This is a genomic window from Streptococcus pseudopneumoniae (assembly GCF_038148955.1).
GTDB lineage: Bacteria > Bacillota > Bacilli > Lactobacillales > Streptococcaceae > Streptococcus > Streptococcus pseudopneumoniae_T.
The window spans coordinates 1-19,192 of the sequence record NZ_JBBJZY010000015.1 but is presented as its reverse complement, the minus strand read 5'-3'; the positions used below and the strand labels follow the sequence as shown (position 1 = coordinate 19,192).

The 19,192-nt window shown below is 39.1% G+C and carries 14 protein-coding genes and 1 pseudogene; 9 read left to right on the top strand and 6 right to left on the bottom strand.

Annotated features, from left to right (window positions below; all coding sequences use genetic code 11):
• Position 1 precedes the first annotated feature (1 nt).
• Together WKI23_RS06495 and WKI23_RS06490 are read left to right on the top strand one after the other, a co-directional pair.
• On the top strand, positions 2-3,352 hold the full coding sequence (locus WKI23_RS06495) for a DEAD/DEAH box helicase family protein (protein WP_368079344.1): 3,351 nt from the start codon (positions 2-4) through the stop codon (positions 3,350-3,352).
• A gap of 270 nt (positions 3,353-3,622) precedes the next feature.
• Positions 3,623-3,823: a hypothetical protein gene (locus tag WKI23_RS06490; protein WP_368079343.1), complete on the top strand. Its 201-nt coding sequence runs from the start codon at positions 3,623-3,625 to the stop codon at positions 3,821-3,823.
• Positions 3,824-3,939: 116 nt separating this feature from the next.
• On the opposite strand, the gene WKI23_RS06485 is transcribed toward WKI23_RS06490, so the two are convergent.
• Both WKI23_RS06485 and WKI23_RS06480 read right to left on the bottom strand, forming a co-directional pair.
• On the bottom strand, positions 3,940-4,410 hold the full coding sequence (locus WKI23_RS06485; RefSeq protein ID WP_050241520.1) for an arginine repressor: 471 nt from the start codon (positions 4,408-4,410) through the stop codon (positions 3,940-3,942).
• 16 nt (positions 4,411-4,426) lie between these two features.
• Positions 4,427-6,700, bottom strand: coding sequence for a Xaa-Pro dipeptidyl-peptidase (locus WKI23_RS06480; RefSeq protein ID WP_368079342.1), 2,274 nt, complete (start codon positions 6,698-6,700; stop codon positions 4,427-4,429).
• 344 nt (positions 6,701-7,044) lie between these two features.
• On the opposite strand from WKI23_RS06480, the gene WKI23_RS06475 reads away from it, so the two are divergent.
• The 3 genes from WKI23_RS06475 to pyk all read left to right on the top strand — a co-directional run bounded on the left by WKI23_RS06475 (position 7,045) and on the right by pyk (position 12,800).
• Complete coding sequence (locus WKI23_RS06475; protein WP_368079341.1) at positions 7,045-10,146, top strand: DNA polymerase III subunit alpha; 3,102 nt, start codon at positions 7,045-7,047, stop codon at positions 10,144-10,146.
• A gap of 82 nt (positions 10,147-10,228) precedes the next feature.
• On the top strand, positions 10,229-11,236 hold the full coding sequence (gene pfkA / locus WKI23_RS06470) for a 6-phosphofructokinase (protein WP_000820871.1): 1,008 nt from the start codon (positions 10,229-10,231) through the stop codon (positions 11,234-11,236).
• 58 nt (positions 11,237-11,294) lie between these two features.
• The gene (gene pyk, locus WKI23_RS06465; RefSeq protein WP_368079340.1) at positions 11,295-12,800 is read left to right on the top strand and encodes a pyruvate kinase; all 1,506 of its coding nucleotides are present in this window, start codon (positions 11,295-11,297) and stop codon (positions 12,798-12,800) included.
• 720 nt (positions 12,801-13,520) lie between these two features.
• On the opposite strand, the pseudogene WKI23_RS06460 reads toward pyk, so the two are convergent.
• Positions 13,521-14,184 (bottom strand): annotated as a pseudogene (locus WKI23_RS06460) (S24 family peptidase).
• 330 nt (positions 14,185-14,514) lie between these two features.
• Between WKI23_RS06460 and WKI23_RS06455 the strand changes: the two are divergent.
• The 3 genes from WKI23_RS06455 to WKI23_RS06445 all read left to right on the top strand — a co-directional run bounded on the left by WKI23_RS06455 (position 14,515) and on the right by WKI23_RS06445 (position 16,003).
• Entirely contained in the window at positions 14,515-15,387 is an 873-nt protein-coding gene (locus WKI23_RS06455) for a DUF4300 family protein (protein ID WP_368079339.1), read from the top strand.
• Between the two features lie 12 nt (positions 15,388-15,399).
• Entirely contained in the window at positions 15,400-15,579 is a 180-nt protein-coding gene (locus WKI23_RS06450) for a hypothetical protein (protein ID WP_368079338.1), read from the top strand.
• A gap of 112 nt (positions 15,580-15,691) precedes the next feature.
• On the top strand, positions 15,692-16,003 hold the full coding sequence (locus WKI23_RS06445) for a hypothetical protein (protein WP_112443570.1): 312 nt from the start codon (positions 15,692-15,694) through the stop codon (positions 16,001-16,003).
• Between the two features lie 167 nt (positions 16,004-16,170).
• Here WKI23_RS06445 and WKI23_RS06440 read toward each other — a convergent pair whose 3' ends face one another.
• From WKI23_RS06440 to WKI23_RS06430, 3 genes are read right to left on the bottom strand one after another with little or no spacing between them, the layout of a single operon-like run.
• Entirely contained in the window at positions 16,171-16,986 is an 816-nt protein-coding gene (locus tag WKI23_RS06440) for a TIGR03943 family putative permease subunit (RefSeq protein ID WP_368079337.1), read from the bottom strand.
• Positions 16,983-17,888, bottom strand: a complete 906-nt coding sequence (locus tag WKI23_RS06435) for a permease (protein WP_368079336.1) — start codon at positions 17,886-17,888, stop codon at positions 16,983-16,985. Before WKI23_RS06435 ends, WKI23_RS06440 begins: the two co-directional genes overlap by 4 nt.
• On the bottom strand, positions 17,889-18,020 hold the full coding sequence (locus WKI23_RS06430) for an SPJ_0845 family protein (protein WP_049511209.1): 132 nt from the start codon (positions 18,018-18,020) through the stop codon (positions 17,889-17,891).
• Positions 18,021-18,299: 279 nt separating this feature from the next.
• Here WKI23_RS06430 and WKI23_RS06425 point away from each other — a divergent pair.
• The coding region (locus WKI23_RS06425; RefSeq protein ID WP_368079335.1) for a Tex-like N-terminal domain-containing protein at positions 18,300-19,192 on the top strand (893 nt) is incomplete at its 3' end.

Sequence of the window (19,192 nt, the reverse complement as noted above, 5' to 3'; positions counted from 1 at the left end):
AATGGGAAATTTTAGCTTTCTTTTAAAAAATGACGAATATGAATCTTTTTCAAAACCTTGCATTGAAGCTGAGAATATGATTGCTACATCAACTGTGGCTACCGCCTTTATGGCGCGTCGTGCTTTAGAGCAGGCTGTCCATTGGATATATAGTCACGATTCATATTTAGAAGCTCCCTATCGTGCTACTCTATCTTCTTTAGTATGGGATGATGATTTTAGGGATATCGTAGATTCTGAACTCCACAAGCAGATAGTTCTGTTGATTCGGTGGGGAAACCATGCTGCTCATGGTGGTGAAATTAAGGAACGAGAAGCGATTTTAGCTTTACATCATTTGTATCAGTTTGTTAATTTTATCGATTATTGTTACAGCAATGAGTTTGTGGAGCGTTATTTTGATGAGAAGTGCTTACCACTTTCAGCAAACATCAAATACCGAGAAACTCCACAATCTATGATAAAGTTACAAGACAGTTTACCAGAACTGCCTGATTTTCATGAACAGATGGCTGCTCAGTCCGTAGAAGTTCAAGAGACTTATACTGAAAAACGTGAGACTGCAGCGCAACGGCAAGATGTGCCTTTCCATATTGATCAATTATCTGAGGCAGAGACAAGAAAGCTCTTTATTGATATTGATCTCCGTCTAGCAGGATGGAGATTTGAAGAAAACTGTCGTGTTGAGATAGCCGTTGATGGTCTCAAGCACGGTTCAGGAATTGGTTACTGTGACTATGTACTTTATGGTAAAAATGGGAAAATTTTAGCGATTGTAGAGGCTAAAAAAGCCTCTGTCAATCCAGAAGTAGGGGAAGTACAGGTCAAAGAATATGCTGAAGCTCTGGAGAAACATATCGGCTATCAGCCAATTTGCTTTATTACAAACGGCTTGAAGCACTATATACTTGATGGTCCGAACCGACGCCAGATTGCAGGCTTTTACTCTCAAGAAGAATTGCAATTAGTGATGGATAGACGTCATCTTCAAAAACCACTTGAGGATATTTCTAGTAAAATTAGAGACGATATTTCCGGGCGTCACTACCAAAAACATGCGATTGCAAGCGTTTGTGAAGCTTTCTCTAATCATCGTAGACAGGCACTTTTGGTTATGGCAACTGGGGCGGGGAAAACTCGTACAGCAGTTTCTCTAGTTGATATCTTATCACGTCATAACTGGGTAAAAAACGTTCTCTTCTTAGCCGATAGAACTTCCTTGGTTAAGCAAGCCTATGATTCGTTTAGAAAATTACTCCCAGATCTTTCCGTTTGTAACTTCTTAGAAGATAAAGAAGGAGCTCAATCAAGTCGCATGGTCTTTTCAACTTATCCGACTATGATTGGAGCGATTAGTGGTCAAGAAGAAGTAAATCAACGCCCTTTCACTGTTGGGCATTTTGACCTTATCATAATTGACGAGTCTCACCGTTCTATTTATCAGAAATACAAGTCCATTTTTGATTATTTTGATGCAAGGATTGTAGGCTTAACAGCTACTCCTCGTCAAGATTTAGATAAAAACACCTATGGATTCTTTAATTTGGAGAATGGGGTTCCAACATATGCATATGATTTGGAAGAAGCTGTTAAAGACGGATATTTAGTAGCCTATCATTCTATCGAAACCAAACTGAAACTACCTACGGATGGTCTACATTATGATGATTTGTCCGAAGAAGAAAAGGAACATTTTGATAGCAAATTTGAAGACGATAGCTGTGAAAAAGATATTGATGGGAGTGTATTTAATTCCTTTATTTTCAATAAAAGTACAGTAGAAATTGTTTTAAATGAACTCATGACAAGAGGAATTCAGACAGCCTCGGGTGATGAAATTGGTAAAACTATTATTTTTGCTAAAAATCATGCTCATGCGGAATATATCAGAGGTATTTTTAACAACCGCTATCCTGAAAAAGGGAGCGACTATGCTCAGGTGATTGATTATAGTATTAAGCATTATCAGACCGTGATTGATGATTTTAAAATTAAGGAGAAGTATCCTCAAATTGCGATTTCTGTCGATATGTTAGATACAGGTATTGATGTACCAGAGGTTGTGAATTTAGTCTTCTTCAAGAAAGTACGCTCTAAAACTAAGTTTTGGCAGATGATTGGTCGAGGAACCCGTCTATGTAAAGATTTATTTGGACCTGAGCAGGATAAGGAAAACTTCTTGGTATTTGATTATGGGGACAATTTTGATTATTTTCGTGCAGATCCAAGAGATGGAGAGGGTCGTCACATTGTTTCGTTGACTCAGCGTTTATTTAATATCAAAGTGGACTTGATTCGAGAACTTCAGGGACTCCAATACCAAGAAGATCAGTTTGCTAGAGCATATCGTCAGGAGCTTGTCTCAGAACTTCAAGGTCGTATAGAGAGCTTAAATGAGTTGGACTTCAGGGTTCGTATGGTTTTAGACACAGTTTATAGCTATAGGAAATTGGAAAGTTGGCAGAATCTAACTGCTGTTACAAGTGAAACCATTCAAAACAATCTCTCTCCGCTTCTATTTGATGAAGATAAAGAAGATGAGATGGCGAGGAGATTTGATTTGTGCTTACTTCATATTCAGTTAGGGCAACTGACAGCTAAATCTTCCACTGTTCATATTTCCCAAGTGATGAAGACGGCTAGAGCTCTTTCTGCTATTGGCAATATCCCGCAGGTTTTTGAGCAGGCTGAAATTATCAGGAAAGTACAGGAGCCTGAATTTTGGAAAGAAGTTAGCTTGTCTGATTTGGAAAAAATTCGTCTTGCTATTCGAGATTTATTACAGTTTTTGGATAAAACAGACCGTAAACCCTACTATGTTAACTTTGAAGATCGTATACTCTCCACTGTTCACGAGACCACAGCATTTTTACAGGTCAACGATCTTCGATCTTATAATGAAAAAGTTGAGCATTACTTGAAAACTCATCTGGATGAAGAGTCCATTTCTAAGCTATACCATAATGAAAAGTTGACATCTGATGATATGCTTGCACTTGAAAAATTGCTCTGGGAAAAATTAGGTAGCAAATCAGACTACCAACATCATTATGAAAATAAGGCAATTCCGAGATTGGTGCGTGAGATTATTGGCTTAGATAGAGAGTCTGCCAATCGTATTTTTTCTAAATTTTTGTCGGATGAGAACCTTAATGCCAGGCAGATTTCATTTGTAAAATTGATTGTAGACTACATTGTAGAAAATGGTTGCTTAGAGATGAAAGTGTTAACGCAAGAGCCATTTAAATCTCATGGATCTGTTCAACTACTCTTCCAACACCAACTACCAGTACTTCGTAATATTGTTCAAACCATTGAGCTCATCAATGATCGAGCTGGAGAAGTGGCTTAAATTCTAAAGTGATTGCCATGCTGAGACTCATTTAAAATTAAAAAGAGTAGAAATTTATCTTATATATGAGAAGTTTTATTAGGAAGAATGTCATCGTTTTCCTAGAATACAGTATCAGTTTTTAAGTGGCTGATAAATTTCAAAGTAGATACTTGTACCACGATGTTTGTTGATCGAGTTATTAACAAACGAGCTACTTTGATTTTAAAGAAATAGAAAACAAAAAGCTGAGCAAGAATTCAATTGCAGGAGAAAATGAAGGAATACTCAATGAAAATCAAAGATCAAACTAGGAAACTAGCTGCAGGCTGCTCAAAACACTGTTTTGAGGTTGTAGATGAAACTGACGAAGTCAGCTCAAAACAGTGTTTTGAGGTTGTAGATAAGACTGACGAAGTCAGTAACCATACCTACGGCAAGGCGACGTTGACGCGGATTGAAGAGATTTTCGAAGAGTATAAATCTTCCTAGGATAAAGCAAAACGCATAGTATCAAGGGTTTTCAACACTTGATACTATGCGTTTTCTGATGTTAAAGACTTTCTACCAGGTTTTTTAAAAGCATAATTGTTAGTTGTAGTCATTTATTATTCTTCAAAGAAAAATGGTGGGGCGAATTTTTTCAGTTCTTCAAAGCACTTTTGAGCAGTATCTGCATCTTCACAGATGATAAGGCAAACATCATCACCACAAAGGGTTGCGATAATATCTTGGAAATCAAGAGCATCAATAATTGTAGCGAACGATTGTGCTAGACCAGGAAGAGTTTTGAGTAGGACTTGGTGCTGAATAGGTCGCAACATGATGAGGGCATCTTCCATATAGTTTTCCAAACGTTTTTCCCATTTTGAGATAGAACCATTATTAAGAACATAATAAGCGTTATCTTCTTCGCGGACTTTTGACAGGTTCATATTTTTGATGTCGCGTGAGAGGGTTGCCTGGGTCACTTGAATGTCGTTCTCAGCAAGAAGGGACTGTAATTCAGCCTGTGTATGAATCTTGTTTTTTGCGACAAGAGCGCGTATGAGTTGGTGGCGGTGTTCTGATTTATTCATAATAATGTAACTCCTTTTAGCAAGGTATGGTAAGCGTGGACTGAGTGAGGTCGACAGTCAAGTGGTAGTCGGTATTGTCACGGATGGTGATTTCAAAGTCAGTCGTATAGAGGACTAAACGAAGAGTATCTCCTTCTTTTAGATTGTAAATAGTTGGTTGTAGTTCAAATTGCACATCCATCCATTCATCTGCAGTAATATCCTCTACTAACAGTAAATCATTTCTATTTTGTAAATTGAGGTAACCTTTTGTCACGACTCGTTGTGCATCTGGTCTAAATGGTAATTCACAGAGATTTTCCAGCATATGATAGCGACCGTTGTCAATGGTTCTAGCACTTAAAACAGCTGGATAAGGCTGTAAGTATTTCTTTTGACCAAGTTCCAGTAATTGAGCAGATAAAAGCCCCTTGTTTGTGCTGGATTTGATATGAAGATTGAGCTGAGCGCGACCGTTTAAATGAATGTCCTTGGTCACAGGAAGGTCAATAGTAATCTGATTAGCTTTCCCTTGATAGAGTTCTGTATTGAAGGTTTGGTAGGTCTTACCATAGCGCTCAAAATCCTTATCTGAGTACTGGTTTTGAATAACTTGCTCTTCTTGACCAAGTGAGAAGGTTTCAAAGTTCTCTTGCTCTCCAAAGGTATCAAGTGATAACCAAGTCTGAGGAGCGGTATTGTCCTGCCAGATAATGGTCGGAAGCTGAAAATCTGTTTCCTGTCCTAGTAATTTCTTGGTCAATAAGGCATTTATGGACTCACGGAAGTCAATGGACTGCCAGTTGTTCATGTACACATGGGCGCCATTATGGAAAAAGAAATGCTTATTTATATTAGTGGGAAGAGCATGGAACATCTGGTAAACATGAAGTGGTTTGACATTCCAATCCTGAGAACCATGGGTAAAGACAACCTCTGCCTTTACTTTATGGGCATTGAGCAGATAGTTGCGGTCATGCCAAAACTGGTTATAGTCGCCAGTCTTGCGATCTAACTGCTCTTTTACTTTTTCTAAGTCAGCTTGGTGAGCTTCATTGCCACGGATATAGTCGCCGGCCAAGAGATTACGAGAATAGGTTAGTTCAGCAAGGGAGTCAAAGTCCTCACCTGGATAACCACCTGGGCTAGTCACCAGACCGTTTTCACGGTAGTAGTTGTACCATGAAGAAATGCCAGCCTCAGCAATGATAACCTCTAAACCATCGATACCTGTAGTCGCCAGACCATTGGACATGGTACCTAGATAGGAAAGTCCAGTTGTAGCTACTTTTCCGTTTGACCAGTCAGCCTTGACTTGACGCTGGCGCGTATGGTCGGTAAAGGCACGGCAACGGCCATTTAGCCAATCAATGACATTTTTATAAGCCTCAATTTGTTGGTAGTCGCCATTAGTCATGAAACCAGTAGAGTCTTTGGTACCAACACCTGAAACATAGAGATTGGCAAAACCTCGTGGAAGGAAGTAGTCGTTGATTGTATAGCTAGAGTTGATGTGACTTAGCTTTTCCTCAGCTTCAGCCACAAGCTCAGCTTGGCCTTGAGGTTGGACGAGATTGAGTTGAGGTTCCTCTAGTTCAATCTTATGAGCAGATTTAACCTCAAGCTCGCCCTCCATCTTGTAGAGAGCCTTATCGCTGGCCTTGTCATTTGTTCCCTGATGATAAGGGCTTGCAGTCATGATAGCAGGGATTTGCCCGTCATAACGAGGACGAATAATGCTGACCTTGACTAAGTCTGGTAGCCCTTTTTGATCAGTATCAACACGAGACTCAACGTAAACGACTTCACGAATGACATCATGGCTAGAAAAAGTAGCCAAACTCTTGCCGTTAAAGTAGTGGTAGTTATTATCCTCCGGAATCAGGCCATCACTAACAAGTTGGTCGATAAGCGTATTTCCCTTTTTAGTGCGAGTATTGAGTAACTGATAGAGATTTTCAATCAAGTCACCGTATACAATGGGAAATCCAGTCTCTTTACGAAAAGCTTCACTGTCTTCGAAGTCAATCAAATAAGAAAAGCCTAAAAGTTGAAAGGCGACAGTATAAAAAATATCTGCTGTCAAGTCTTTGTCAGATTTGAAAAAAGTTAATATGTTAGTTTCTTTATCTATAGCTAAGCAGGAGAGTGGATAGTCGGTGTTCTCATAAGTGAAAAAAAAGCGACGTAAAAAAGTTTCCAGTAATTCCTTGGGATTGGCTGTGTTTTGTAAATTAAAGCCACATTTTTTTAGTTCAGATAAGATATTTTCTTTTGGAAAAGTGACATAACTATATTGATTAAAACGCATAGAACCTCCATATAGAATAATAGTTAAGGTTATTATATCAAAAAAAAAGCAGAAAGGGAATTGTTAACTGCAAAAGGAAATAATCCAATAAAAATGAATAAAGTGTTAAATTCAATATAGAGAACAGTGTAATAATAGACATAATAGGTATAATATAAAAATTCTAGGAGATTTATATTATATGTTTTCTATTTCATATATAATACAGTATAAATATAAAAATGATGACAAAAATACAAATGAATAGAAAATAAATTAGTAAGCTGATGAAATGTTTCTCAAGAGAAGCCTTTTATAGGTGAAAATGGTATAATATAGTGAGAAGGATAGAGGAGAAGTGTAAATTGATCGCACAACTAGATACAAAAACAGTCTATAGTTTTATGGAAAGCGTCATTTCGATTGAAAAGTATGTGAAAGCGGCTAAAGAATACGGCTACACTCATTTGGCTATGATGGATATTGATAATCTTTATGGTGCTTTTGACTTTCTAGAGGTTACAAAAAAATACGGCATTCATCCATTGTTAGGGCTTGAAATGACTGTTTTAGTGGATAATCAGGAAGTGAATTTACGCTGTTTAGCTCTGTCTAGTGTGGGCTATCAGCAGTTGATGAAGCTTTCAACAGCCAAGATGCAGGGAGAGAAAAATTGGTCAGTTTTATCTCAGTATCTGGAGGATATTGCGGTAATTGTGCCTTATTTTGATGGATTGGAGTCATTAGAGCTAGGCCGTGATTATTATATTGGTGTTTATCCAGAAACACTGGCAAGCGAATTTCATCATCCTATCTTACCCCTTTATCGGGTCAATGCCTTTGAAAGCAGGGATAGAGAAGTTCTGCAAGTCTTAACAGCAATCAAAGAAAATCTACCGCTTAGAGAAGTTCCCTTACGTTCACGACAAGATGTCTTTATATCAGCAAATTCTTTAGAAAAACTATTCCAAGAGCGTTTTCCGCAAGCCTTTGACAATTTAGAAAAGCTTATTTCAGGTATTTCTTACGACTTGGACACTAGTCTGAAACTGCCTCGTTTTAACCCAGCTAGACCAGCAGTAGAAGAGTTGAGAGAACGTGCTGAGCTTGGGCTTGCTCAGAAGGGGTTAACTAGTAAAGAATATCAAGATCGACTAGACCAAGAATTGGCTGTTATTCATGATATGGGCTTTGATGATTATTTCTTGGTTGTCTGGGATTTGCTGCGTTTCGGACGTTCGAATGGTTATTATATGGGGATGGGACGGGGTTCTGCAGTAGGCAGCTTGGTTTCCTATGCCTTGAATATCACAGGAATTGACCCAGTAGAGAAAAATCTGATTTTTGAACGTTTCCTCAATCGTGAACGCTATACCATGCCTGATATTGATATCGATATCCCTGATATTTATCGTCCAGATTTTATCAGATATGTTGGCAATAAATATGGTAGTAAGCATGCGGCTCAAATCGTTACTTTTTCTACTTTTGGTGCCAAGCAGGCTCTGCGTGATGTCTTGAAACGCTTTGGTGTACCCGAGTATGAATTATCCGCAATTACTAAAAAAATCAGTTTTCGTGATAATCTCAAGTCGGCTTATGAGGGCAATCTCCAGTTTCGTCAGCAAATCAATAGTAAGTTAGAATATCAAAAAGCCTTTGAAATTGCCTGCAAGATTGAGGGTTATCCAAGGCAAACCTCTGTCCATGCGGCTGGTGTTGTGATCAGTGACCAAGATTTGACTAACTACATCCCTCTGAAGCATGGTGATGAAATTCCACTGACTCAGTACGATGCTCATGGTGTTGAAGCTAGCGGGCTTTTGAAGATGGACTTTCTGGGACTACGAAATTTGACCTTTGTCCAGAAAATGCAAGAGTTGCTTGCAGAAACAGAAGGGATTCACCTGAAAATAGAAGAAATAGATTTGGAAGATAAAGAAACGCTAGCTCTTTTTGCTTCTGGCAATACAAAAGGTATCTTTCAATTTGAGCAACCTGGTGCCATTCGCTTGCTCAAACGTGTTCAGCCAGTCTGTTTTGAAGATGTCGTAGCGACTACTTCCCTAAATCGACCAGGAGCTAGTGATTATATCAATAATTTTGTGGCAAGAAAGCATGGTCAGGAAGAAGTGACAGTTCTGGATCCAGCTCTGGAGGATATTTTGGCTCCAACCTACGGCATCATGCTCTATCAGGAGCAGGTTATGCAGGTAGCTCAGCGTTTTGCTGGATTTAGTCTTGGGAAAGCCGATATTTTGCGCAGAGCTATGGGGAAAAAGGATGCCTCTGCCATGCATGAGATGAGGGCTTCTTTTATTCAAGGTTCATTAGAAGCTGGTCATACTGCGGAAAAGGCAGAACAGGTCTTTGATGTTATGGAGAAGTTTGCAGGTTATGGTTTTAACAGGTCTCACGCCTACGCCTACTCAGCCTTGGCCTTCCAGTTGGCCTATTTCAAAACGCATTATCCAGCCATTTTTTATCAGGTCATGTTGAATTCTGCCAACAGTGATTACTTAATAGATGCACTTGAAGCAGGCTTTGAAGTAGCGCCTCTGTCCATCAACACCATTCCCTATCATGATAAAATTGCCAACAAGTCTATCTATCTAGGATTGAAATCGATTAAAGGAGTCAGCAAGGATTTGGCTCTATGGATTATTGAAAATAGACCTTATTCTAACATTGAAGATTTTATAGCTAAATTACCTGAGAATTATCTGAAACTTCCTCTGCTAGAACCTTTGGTAAAAGTTGGTCTTTTCGATTCATTTGAAAAAAATCGTCAAAAAGTATTCAATAATTTAGTTAATCTATTTGAATTTGTGAAAGAGTTAGGAAGCTTGTTTGGTGAGACCATCTATAGTTGGCAAGATTCGGAGGACTGGACGGAGCAAGAGAAATTCTATATGGAACAAGAGCTTTTAGGAATAGGTGTCAGCAAACACCCACTGCAAGCTATTGCAAGTAAGGCTATTTACCCGATTACCCCAATTGGGAATTTGTCAGAAAATAGCTATGCTATTATCTTGGTTGAGGTTCAGAAGATAAAAGTAATTCGTACCAAAAAAGGTGAAAATATGGCTTTCTTACAGGTGGATGACAGTAAGAAAAAATTGGATGTTACCCTCTTTTCAGATTTATATCGACAGGTTGGGCAGGAAATAAAAGAGGGAGCCTTCTATTATATAAAAGGAAAAATCCAGTCACGTGATGGCCGTCTGCAAATGATTGCACAAGAAATAAGAGAAGCAGTTGCTGAACGCTTTTGGATACAGGTGAAAAATCATGAATCGGATCAAGAAATTTCACGTATTTTAGACCAGTATAAAGGTCCAATCCCAGTCATCATCAGGTATGAAGAGGAACGGAAAACCATCGTTTCTCCCCATCATTTTGTAGTTAAATCTGATGAATTAGAGGAGAAATTGAATGAAATCGTTATGAAAACGATTTATCGCTAAAAATACGGAAAATAGAAGAATTTTAAAATCAAATGTGGTATAATCAAGAAGAATGTTAAAAGAAAAAGGAGCATAAACCAATATGAAACGTATTGCTGTTTTGACTAGTGGTGGAGACGCCCCTGGTATGAACGCTGCTATCCGTGCAGTTGTTCGTCAAGCAATTTCAGAAGGAATGGAAGTGTTTGGTATCTATGACGGATATGCTGGTATGGTTGCCGGTGAAATTCATCCCTTAAATGCGGCTTCAGTAGGAAACATCATTTCTCGTGGTGGTACTTTCCTTCACTCAGCTCGTTATCCAGAGTTTGCTCAACTTGAAGGGCAACTAAAAGGGATTGAGCAATTGAAAAAACACGGCATTGAAGGTGTAGTTGTTATCGGTGGTGACGGTTCTTACCACGGCGCTATGCGTTTGACTGAGCATGGTTTCCCAGCTATCGGTCTTCCAGGTACAATTGATAACGATATCGTTGGTACTGACTTCACAATCGGTTTTGACACAGCGGTTACGACTGCTATGGACGCTATCGATAAGATTCGTGATACATCATTAAGTCACCGTCGTACTTTTGTCATCGAAGTTATGGGGCGTAACGCTGGTGATATCGCTCTTTGGGCGGGTATCGCAACTGGTGCTGATGAAATTATCATCCCTGAAGAAGACTTCAAAATTGAAGATATCGTAGCAAGCATCAAAGCTGGCTATGAATGTGGTAAAAGACACAATATCATCGTTTTGGCAGAGGGTGTTATGTCAGCAGATGAATTTGCTCAAAAACTGAAAGAAGCAGGAGATACGACCGATCTTCGTGTGACAGAGCTTGGACATATTCAACGTGGTGGTTCTCCAACTGCGCGTGACCGTGTATTAGCGTCACGTATGGGTGCCCATGCCGTTAAACTTCTTAAAAAAGGTATCGGTGGTGTTGCGGTAGGTATTCGTAACGAAAAAATGGTTGAAAACCCAATTCTTGGTACTGCAGAAGAAGGAGCATTATTTAGTTTGGCAGCAGACGGTAAGATTATTGTAAATAATCCACACAAAGCTGATCTTGACCTGTCACAATTGAACAATTGCTTGTCATAATTCATAATTTAGTTAATAAGACCAAAAGGTCATATATATAAAGGAGTCACAAAAAATCATGAACAAACGTGTAAAAATCGTTGCAACTTTGGGTCCTGCGGTAGAAATCCGTGGTGGTAAAAAATTCGGTGAGGACGGATACTGGGGTGAAAAACTTGATGTTGAAGCTTCAGCTAAAAACATTGCTAAATTGATTGAAGCTGGTGCTAACACATTCCGTTTCAACTTCTCACACGGTGACCACCAAGAACAAGGTGACCGTATGGCAACTGTTAAACTTGCTGAAAAACTTGCAGGTAAAAAAGTTGGTTTCCTTCTTGATACAAAAGGACCAGAAATCCGTACAGAATTGTTCGAAGGTGAAGCTAAAGAGTATTCATACAAAACTGGTGAAAAAATCCGTGTTGCAACTAAACAAGGAATCAAATCAACCCGTGAAGTGATTGCGTTGAACGTTGCTGGTGCTCTTGATATCTATGATGATGTTGAAGTTGGTCGTCAAGTGTTGGTTGACGATGGTAAACTTGGTCTTCGTGTGGTTGCTAAAGATGACGCAACTCGTGAATTTGAAGTTGAAGTTGAAAACGATGGCGTAATTGCTAAACAAAAAGGTGTGAACATTCCTAACACTAAAATTCCTTTCCCAGCTCTTGCTGAACGCGATAACGACGACATCCGTTTCGGTCTTGAACAAGGTATCAACTTCATCGCGATTTCATTTGTACGTACTGCAAAAGACGTGAACGAAGTTCGTGCAATCTGTGAAGAAACTGGAAACGGACATGTTCAATTGTTCGCTAAAATCGAAAACCAACAAGGTATCGATAACTTGGATGAAATCATCGAAGCAGCTGATGGTATCATGATCGCTCGTGGTGACATGGGTATCGAAGTACCGTTCGAAATGGTTCCAGTTTACCAAAAAATGATTATCAAGAAAGTCAATGCTGCAGGTAAAGTTGTTATCACTGCAACAAACATGCTTGAAACAATGACTGAAAAACCACGTGCAACTCGTTCAGAAGTATCAGACGTATTTAACGCTGTTATCGACGGAACTGACGCAACAATGCTTTCAGGTGAGTCTGCAAATGGTAAATACCCACTCGAGTCAGTAACTACAATGGCTACAATCGACAAGAACGCTCAAACTCTTCTTAATGAATACGGACGTTTGGATTCAGATTCATTTGAGCGTAACTCTAAGACAGAAGTAATGGCTTCTGCTGTTAAAGATGCGACTAACTCAATGGATATCAAATTGGTTGTAACTCTTACTAAGACAGGTCATACTGCTCGTTTGATTTCTAAATACCGTCCAAATGCTGACATCTTGGCATTGACATTTGATGAATTGACAGAACGTGGTTTGATGTTGAACTGGGGTGTTATCCCAATGTTGACAGATGCTCCATCATCAACTGACGATATGTTCGAAATCGCTGAACGTAAAGCGGTAGAAGCAGGTCTCGTTGAGTCAGGCGATGATATCGTTATCGTTGCTGGTGTGCCAGTAGGAGAAGCTGTTCGCACAAACACAATGCGTATCCGCACAGTACGTTAAGAAAAATATAAAAACCTATCATATCCAGCTTTAGAGCTTGTGTGATAGGTTTTTTGTATAGAGGGTAACAAAGAGGCAAAACTTTCATAATGGATTGATACTCTTCGAAAATCTCTTCAAACCACGTCAGCGTCGCCTTACCGTATATATGTTACTGACTTCGTCAGTTCTATCTACAACCTCAAAGCAGTGCTTTGAGCAACCTGCGGCTAGCTTCCTAGTTTGCTCTTTGATTTTCATTGAGTATGAAATAAGATATGCACAAAGTGCTTAGGAAAATCAAATGAATTTCTACAAATGTTTTAGCAATCGTAATGTAATTGTTTAGATTCGTTCTGATATATTTTCGATTTAATGATATGGTATTTAAAACCTTCAAAGCAGCTTGCTCCATTCTTTTACTTACGTGAGTGTCGATGTTATTTATTGTTTTAGCGTCTTTGTGTTCTATTCTAACCATTATAGCATTCTTCTCAGCTAGTATACTAAGGAGTGTGTGCCTGAAAATATGGGAACTAAGGGGCTGGTTTATCGGTTTTGCTAGTTTAGTATTTGCCTTTTGCAAAGTGATCTTAAATGCCTTTCTCTAAATTTACATATCACTATTGTTTAACAAAATCTAATCTACTTTATGTCACTTATTCTTTTTTTGAAATGTAGAATGAACTTTTTCGAATCTTTTAAAATCTGTTTGTTTTATATCGCCATTCTCCCCCTTTTTTAATTCTCCCTATACAGCCTGACAACTTTCCCGATGGTACGAATATGGTTGCTTTCGTCTAGGTGGACGTCGGGGTATTCGGGATTGAGTTTTTTGAGGTAGCCTTGGCGGAGTTTCTTGACATAGTTAGCACCGTCTATTTGGAAGATGCCGATGGTATTATAGTCAATCTGTGGGGGATTCTTGATAAATAGGTAGTCGCTGTTTCTTATCTTTGACTCCATGGACCTGCTGACGACATAAGCGATTGCGTCGTAGTCGTCTGGGATTTCATCCTCATAGAATGGAAACTCCATATCTAAATCGTCATCCTGCATCAAGCGGCTACCTGCATATATAAACCACACCTAACACGAGAGTAAGTAGTCTGTCTGTAGTCGTCCAGTCTGATGATTTTTACGATACTTCGTTTATCTTCGTTTTTCTGCTCATACAGTTGCCTCTTGGCATAGGTCAGGAATTTACCTTGTCTGGGGGTGGTGCCCGTTGGTCGTAGATAGATTGGATATCGCTAGGAGAATCCTTTTGAACTGGAGGAAAGAGGGCATCAATCAAGCTACTGAATACTTTAGCTAAGTCAAATATAGTATTTTTCTTAGTAGACCTAACCCTTTTTTCATAATTTCCAATGGCGTTTTTATTTATACCTATCTTAGTACCCAATTTTTATTGAGTCCAACTATTTACTAGTCTATATTGTTTTATTTTTAGCCTGTAACAATCGCAATCTCTTCTTTATCCACGAATAAAATCGCTTTCTGTTTTTATAAGTAAACCATCACACGAAATCCAAGAAAATGAAAACTTTGTTGTGTTTTCATAAAAAATTTGTTGACAGAGCACGAAACGCCTACTATAATTAAATCAAGCTTAAGGAAATAACAAAAAAACAAATCGGAGGGAAAGACGATGAACACATTAAATGAGAAAGTAATCAATATCTGTAAAGCAGTAGTTAAAGAAACATTAATCCAAGACATTTAGGAGAAAGAGATGAAGACATCAAGAAAATTAGCCACATTAGGAATCTGTTCCGTCTTGTTTTTAGGCTTGGCTGCTTGTCAACAAGATGCTACAATTTCGAATGGGACGAGTCAAAGGCAAAGTAGTTCAACGAAAGTTCCATGGAAAGCTTCATACACCAACCTAAACAATCAGGTAAGTACAGAAGAGGTCAAATCTCTCTTATCAGCTCACTTGGATCCAAATAGTGTTGATGCCTTTTTTAATCTCGTTAATGATTACAATACCATTGTCGGCTCAACTGGCTTATCAGGAGATTTCACTTCCTTTACTCACACCGAATACGATGTTGAGAAAATTAGTAACCTTTGGAATCAAAAGAAGGGCGATTTCGTTGGGACCAACTGCCGTATCAATAGTTATTGTCTTTTGAAAAATTCAGTCACCATTCCAAAGCTTGAAAAGAATGACCAATTGCTTTTCCTAGATAACGATGCGATTGATAAGGGAAAGGTCTTTGATTCACAAGATAAGGAAGAGTTTGATATTCTATTTTCGCGAGTTCCAACTGAGGCAACTACAGATGTCAAGGTTCACGCTGAAAAGATGGAAACATTCTTCTCACAATTTCAATTCAATGAAAAAGCTCGAATGCTGTCTGTAGTCTTGCACGACAATCTGGATGGCGAGTATCTGTTTGTAGGCCACGTTGGAGTCTTAGTACCTGCTGATGACGGTTTCTTATTTGTAGAGAAATTGACTTTCGAAGAGCCCTACCAAGCGATTAAATTTGCCAGCAAGGAAGATTGTTACAAGTATTTAGGCACCAAGTATGCGGATTATACAGGTGAGGGACTGGCTAAGCCTTTTATCATGGATAATGATAAGTGGGTTAATATCTAGAGGTAATCTAACATGGATATAGTATTAGGCATTTTATGTTTATTCTTGATAGGTATATGGGTGAGTACGATAATTAACAGTCGAAAACCAGGAAAAAATGAAACATTTATTGGCTATATCCAAAGATACGATATTGATGGGAATGGCTATCAATCAGAAGTATGGGAAGTGACTGAGGAGGAAGATTTATAATTAAAGAACAGACTCGTCCTTACAGTATTGCACCTATTTCCAAACAGTCCATTTGTAGTTTTATCTGGATTGGTTTATAATTTAACTTAGAGAAAATAGGAGGATCAATCAGATGGAATTAAAAGATTTTACAGAAAAAGAACAGGAAATGATAAAGAATGGGCTGACGACGTCTAAGATTAGTGACAAGGAAACTGCTGAGAAGATTCTTGCGCTAGTCCCACAAGACTTGATTAAGCGAATTCCGTTTTTTGTCAGAAAACATGCGACGACACGTACGATTAAACGCATTTCAATCGAACACCCTGAGCTTTACGCTACAGCTCAAACAAGTGGTGAAATCCCAGAAAAAGAACGAGAAGAACTACGTCAGATTATCACGACGATCTTTGAACAAAAGATGAATAAGCATAGTATTAAGTAGAGAATGAAAATGTATTTGATTTGTGAATTGTTCACTAGTTATATATCATTTTAAAAATCGCAATTTATATTCTACTATACAATACTCAACAAAAAACGAACAGGCTCTTTTTCTGTCATTCAGAAGAGAACTTGTTCGTTTTGTTTTTAATGGATTTAGTTTGCTTTTCAAAATACTCGATACACATAGGGGTTTTCTGGTTTATCGACTTTGGTAAAGCTGTCGATTTCCAAGGTTGGAAGATTTTGTTTGAGTTCTTTATGGTAGTGATTGACCAGTTTTCCTTTGGTCGTTATCCAGGTATTGTTCTCGTACTGCCGGGTATTTCCCTTGGTCAGCAATCCATAGACACCTGAATCCGCGATACAGTGAATAATGCCGAAGCGGAACAAAAATTGGCTATTGGCATGACTGGGGTCGTTATAGACAAAGCCTGTGAACTGGACTGTCTTACCCTCAAATTCATCTGGATAGTCGTAGATAGCCTCCATGACTTCCATATAGTTTTCGTTAGTAATGTTAATGCTATCTTGGGACAAGTATTTATCCGCCGCCGTTCGCATTTCCTTTTCATAGGCTGATTTTGAAAAATAAGAACTGGTATCTGGTTTCAAATATTGACTTGTCGTCCCTTCGCTTGTCTGAATGGCCAGATCCGTTCCTTCCGATAGGGGGAAGTGATAGCCTTTTGCTGAAACGGTCTGAGAATCCAAGCTAACAGTTGGAAAAGTTAAGCCGATGACAAGTGGAATAGCCAGAAGAGAAATACTCGTCATCTTGGCCAATCGGCTGTTCAGATGACTGTGGGTTTTGACTTGCTTCATCCAGATATACAATTGAACAATTGCCAAAATAAAAGAAAGCACCATGGAGATATAGGCCAGATAGGAATAGTGCATGTTGATGTACTGGTTTAATTTGCCCGACAGATGGAGATAAATGGTCAGTTCAAAATAGCCAGCTAAAACTAAAAATCGAATCATAGGATGACTCCAATCAAGAGAGAATAGACTAAGACGACAAGAGTCACAATCGTTATGAAGTGACTGATAAATCGTGCTTTCAAGTAATTTTTCATCATGAGAATATTTTTGATATCCAGCATTGGGCCAATCACCAGAAAGGCCATAACTGGTGCCAATCCGAAACTTGAGAGAAGAGAAGCACCGATAAAGGCATCTGCCTCACTACAGAGCGACAGAAGAAAGGCCAAAAGCATCAGGAGCAGGATGGCAAAAAGAGGAGTCGCACTGATAGAGGTCAGAATCCGAGTCGGAACATAAACCTGTATAACAGAGGCAAAGAGACAGCCAAATACCAAATAACGACCTGTATCGAAAAATTCATCAATGGCCTGCACAAAGACCTGAAAAACTTTTTTTGCAGGACTCAAGTGAGAAAAATCGTGCTCATGACAGGCCAGACGATTTTCTTTCTGGATCGGTTCTTGCCAGAAAAATCCTAGAAAAATCCCAAGTATCACAGCCACAAGAATGGAACCCAGAGCTCGTAACAGCGCGATATGGAAGGAGTTGCCAAAGGCAGAATAGGTCGCAAAGAGAACAATAGGATTGATAACAGGTGCTGTCACAAGAAAGGGAACGGCCGTGTAACTTGGAACCTTCTTTTCCAGAAAACGATTGATGATGGGGACGATTCCACATTCACAAGAAGGGAAAAGCATACCGACAAAGGTCCCAAAAAAGATTCTCCCCCAACGATTTCGAGGGAGAAAATGATAAACCTTGTCAGGTGTGATATAGACCTCAATCAGCCCAGAGACAATACTTCCTATCAGAACGAAAGGGAGGGCTTCAATGATAATGGAGAGAAAAATGGCTCCAGTTTGAAGTACACTAGATGGGAGTTCTTGGAAAGCAGTCATCTAGTTTTTCTTTTCTGTTTTGGCTTTTTTCTCTTTGTCATCAGGGAAAGTGACTTGTTTCAAATCTGGGAGTTTCGCAAACTCTTCAAACATCTTATCCAAGTCGTCTCGTTTTGTAAATTTTACAGCCATAGGTATACCTCAATTCTAAATTCTACCTCTATTATACTATTATTTTGAGGAAAAGGGAGTTTTTTAATTTGTTTTCGATAGTTGATACTCTTCGAAAATCTCTTCAAACCACGTCAGCGTCGCCTTACCGTATATGTGTGATTGACTTCGTCAGTCTTATCTACAACCTCAAAACAGTGTTTTGAGCAGCCTGCGGCTAGCTTCCTAGTTTGCTTTTTGATTTTCATTGAGTATGAAAAGGATTGGAGAAAGCCTTCCAGCTTGTGGTATAATAGTTTCATGGATAAAAAATATGAAAAAATCTCTCAAGATTTGGGAGTGACGTTAAAGCAAATCGATACCGTTCTAAGTTTGACAGCTGAAGGGGCGACTATTCCCTTTATCGCGCGTTATCGCAAGGACATGACTGGTAGTCTGGATGAGGTGGCGATTAAGGCCATTATCGACTTGGATAAAAGTCTGACCAATCTCAATGACCGTAAGGAAGCTGTTTTAGCTAAGATTCAAGAACAAGGCAAGTTGACCAAGGAGTTGGAAGAAGCTATCTTAGCTGCCGAAAAATTAGCAGACGTAGAAGAACTCTATCTTCCATACAAGGAAAAGCGTCGAACCAAGGCAACCATTGCCCGTGAAGCCGGACTCTTTCCTCTTGCTCGCTTGATTTTGCAGAATGTAGCCGACTTAGAGAAAGAGGCTGAAAAGTTTGTCTGTGAAGGATTTGCGACTGGTAAGGAGGCCTTGGCTGGTGCAGTTGATATCTTGGTCGAAGCCTTATCGGAAGATGTCAATTTACGCGCCCTAACTTATCAGGAAGTGCTGAGACACTCTAAACTCACTTCTCAAGTCAAGGATGAAAGTCTTGATGAAAAGCAGGTTTTTCAGATTTACTATGATTTTTCAGAGACAGTTGGAACTATGCAAGGTTATCGTACCTTAGCCCTCAATCGTGGGGAGAAGCTAGGTATCTTGAAAGTCGGTTTTGAACATGCGACGGACCGTATTCTAGCTTTCTTTGCTGCTCGTTTCAAGGTGAAAAATTCCTATATTGATGAAGTTGTTCAACAATCTGTTAAGAAAAAAGTCTTGCCTGCTATCGAGCGACGTATTCGTACAGAATTAACTGAAAAGGCAGAGGAAGGGGCTATCCAACTCTTTTCTGATAATCTGCGCAA

Coding starts and splice junctions, on each gene's coding strand:
- WKI23_RS06495 (WP_368079344.1), top strand. CDS start 2: ATGGGAAATTTTAGCTTTCTTTTAAAAAATGACGAATATGAATCTTTT.
- WKI23_RS06490 (WP_368079343.1), top strand. CDS start 3,623: ATGAAAATCAAAGATCAAACTAGGAAACTAGCTGCAGGCTGCTCAAAA.
- WKI23_RS06485 (WP_050241520.1), bottom strand. CDS start 4,410: ATGAATAAATCAGAACACCGCCACCAACTCATACGCGCTCTTGTCGCA.
- WKI23_RS06480 (WP_368079342.1), bottom strand. CDS start 6,700: ATGCGTTTTAATCAATATAGTTATGTCACTTTTCCAAAAGAAAATATC.
- pfkA (WP_000820871.1), top strand. CDS start 10,229: ATGAAACGTATTGCTGTTTTGACTAGTGGTGGAGACGCCCCTGGTATG.
- pyk (WP_368079340.1), top strand. CDS start 11,295: ATGAACAAACGTGTAAAAATCGTTGCAACTTTGGGTCCTGCGGTAGAA.
- WKI23_RS06455 (WP_368079339.1), top strand. CDS start 14,515: ATGAAGACATCAAGAAAATTAGCCACATTAGGAATCTGTTCCGTCTTG.
- WKI23_RS06450 (WP_368079338.1), top strand. CDS start 15,400: ATGGATATAGTATTAGGCATTTTATGTTTATTCTTGATAGGTATATGG.
- WKI23_RS06445 (WP_112443570.1), top strand. CDS start 15,692: ATGGAATTAAAAGATTTTACAGAAAAAGAACAGGAAATGATAAAGAAT.
- WKI23_RS06440 (WP_368079337.1), bottom strand. CDS start 16,986: ATGATTCGATTTTTAGTTTTAGCTGGCTATTTTGAACTGACCATTTAT.
- WKI23_RS06435 (WP_368079336.1), bottom strand. CDS start 17,888: ATGACTGCTTTCCAAGAACTCCCATCTAGTGTACTTCAAACTGGAGCC.
- WKI23_RS06430 (WP_049511209.1), bottom strand. CDS start 18,020: ATGGCTGTAAAATTTACAAAACGAGACGACTTGGATAAGATGTTTGAA.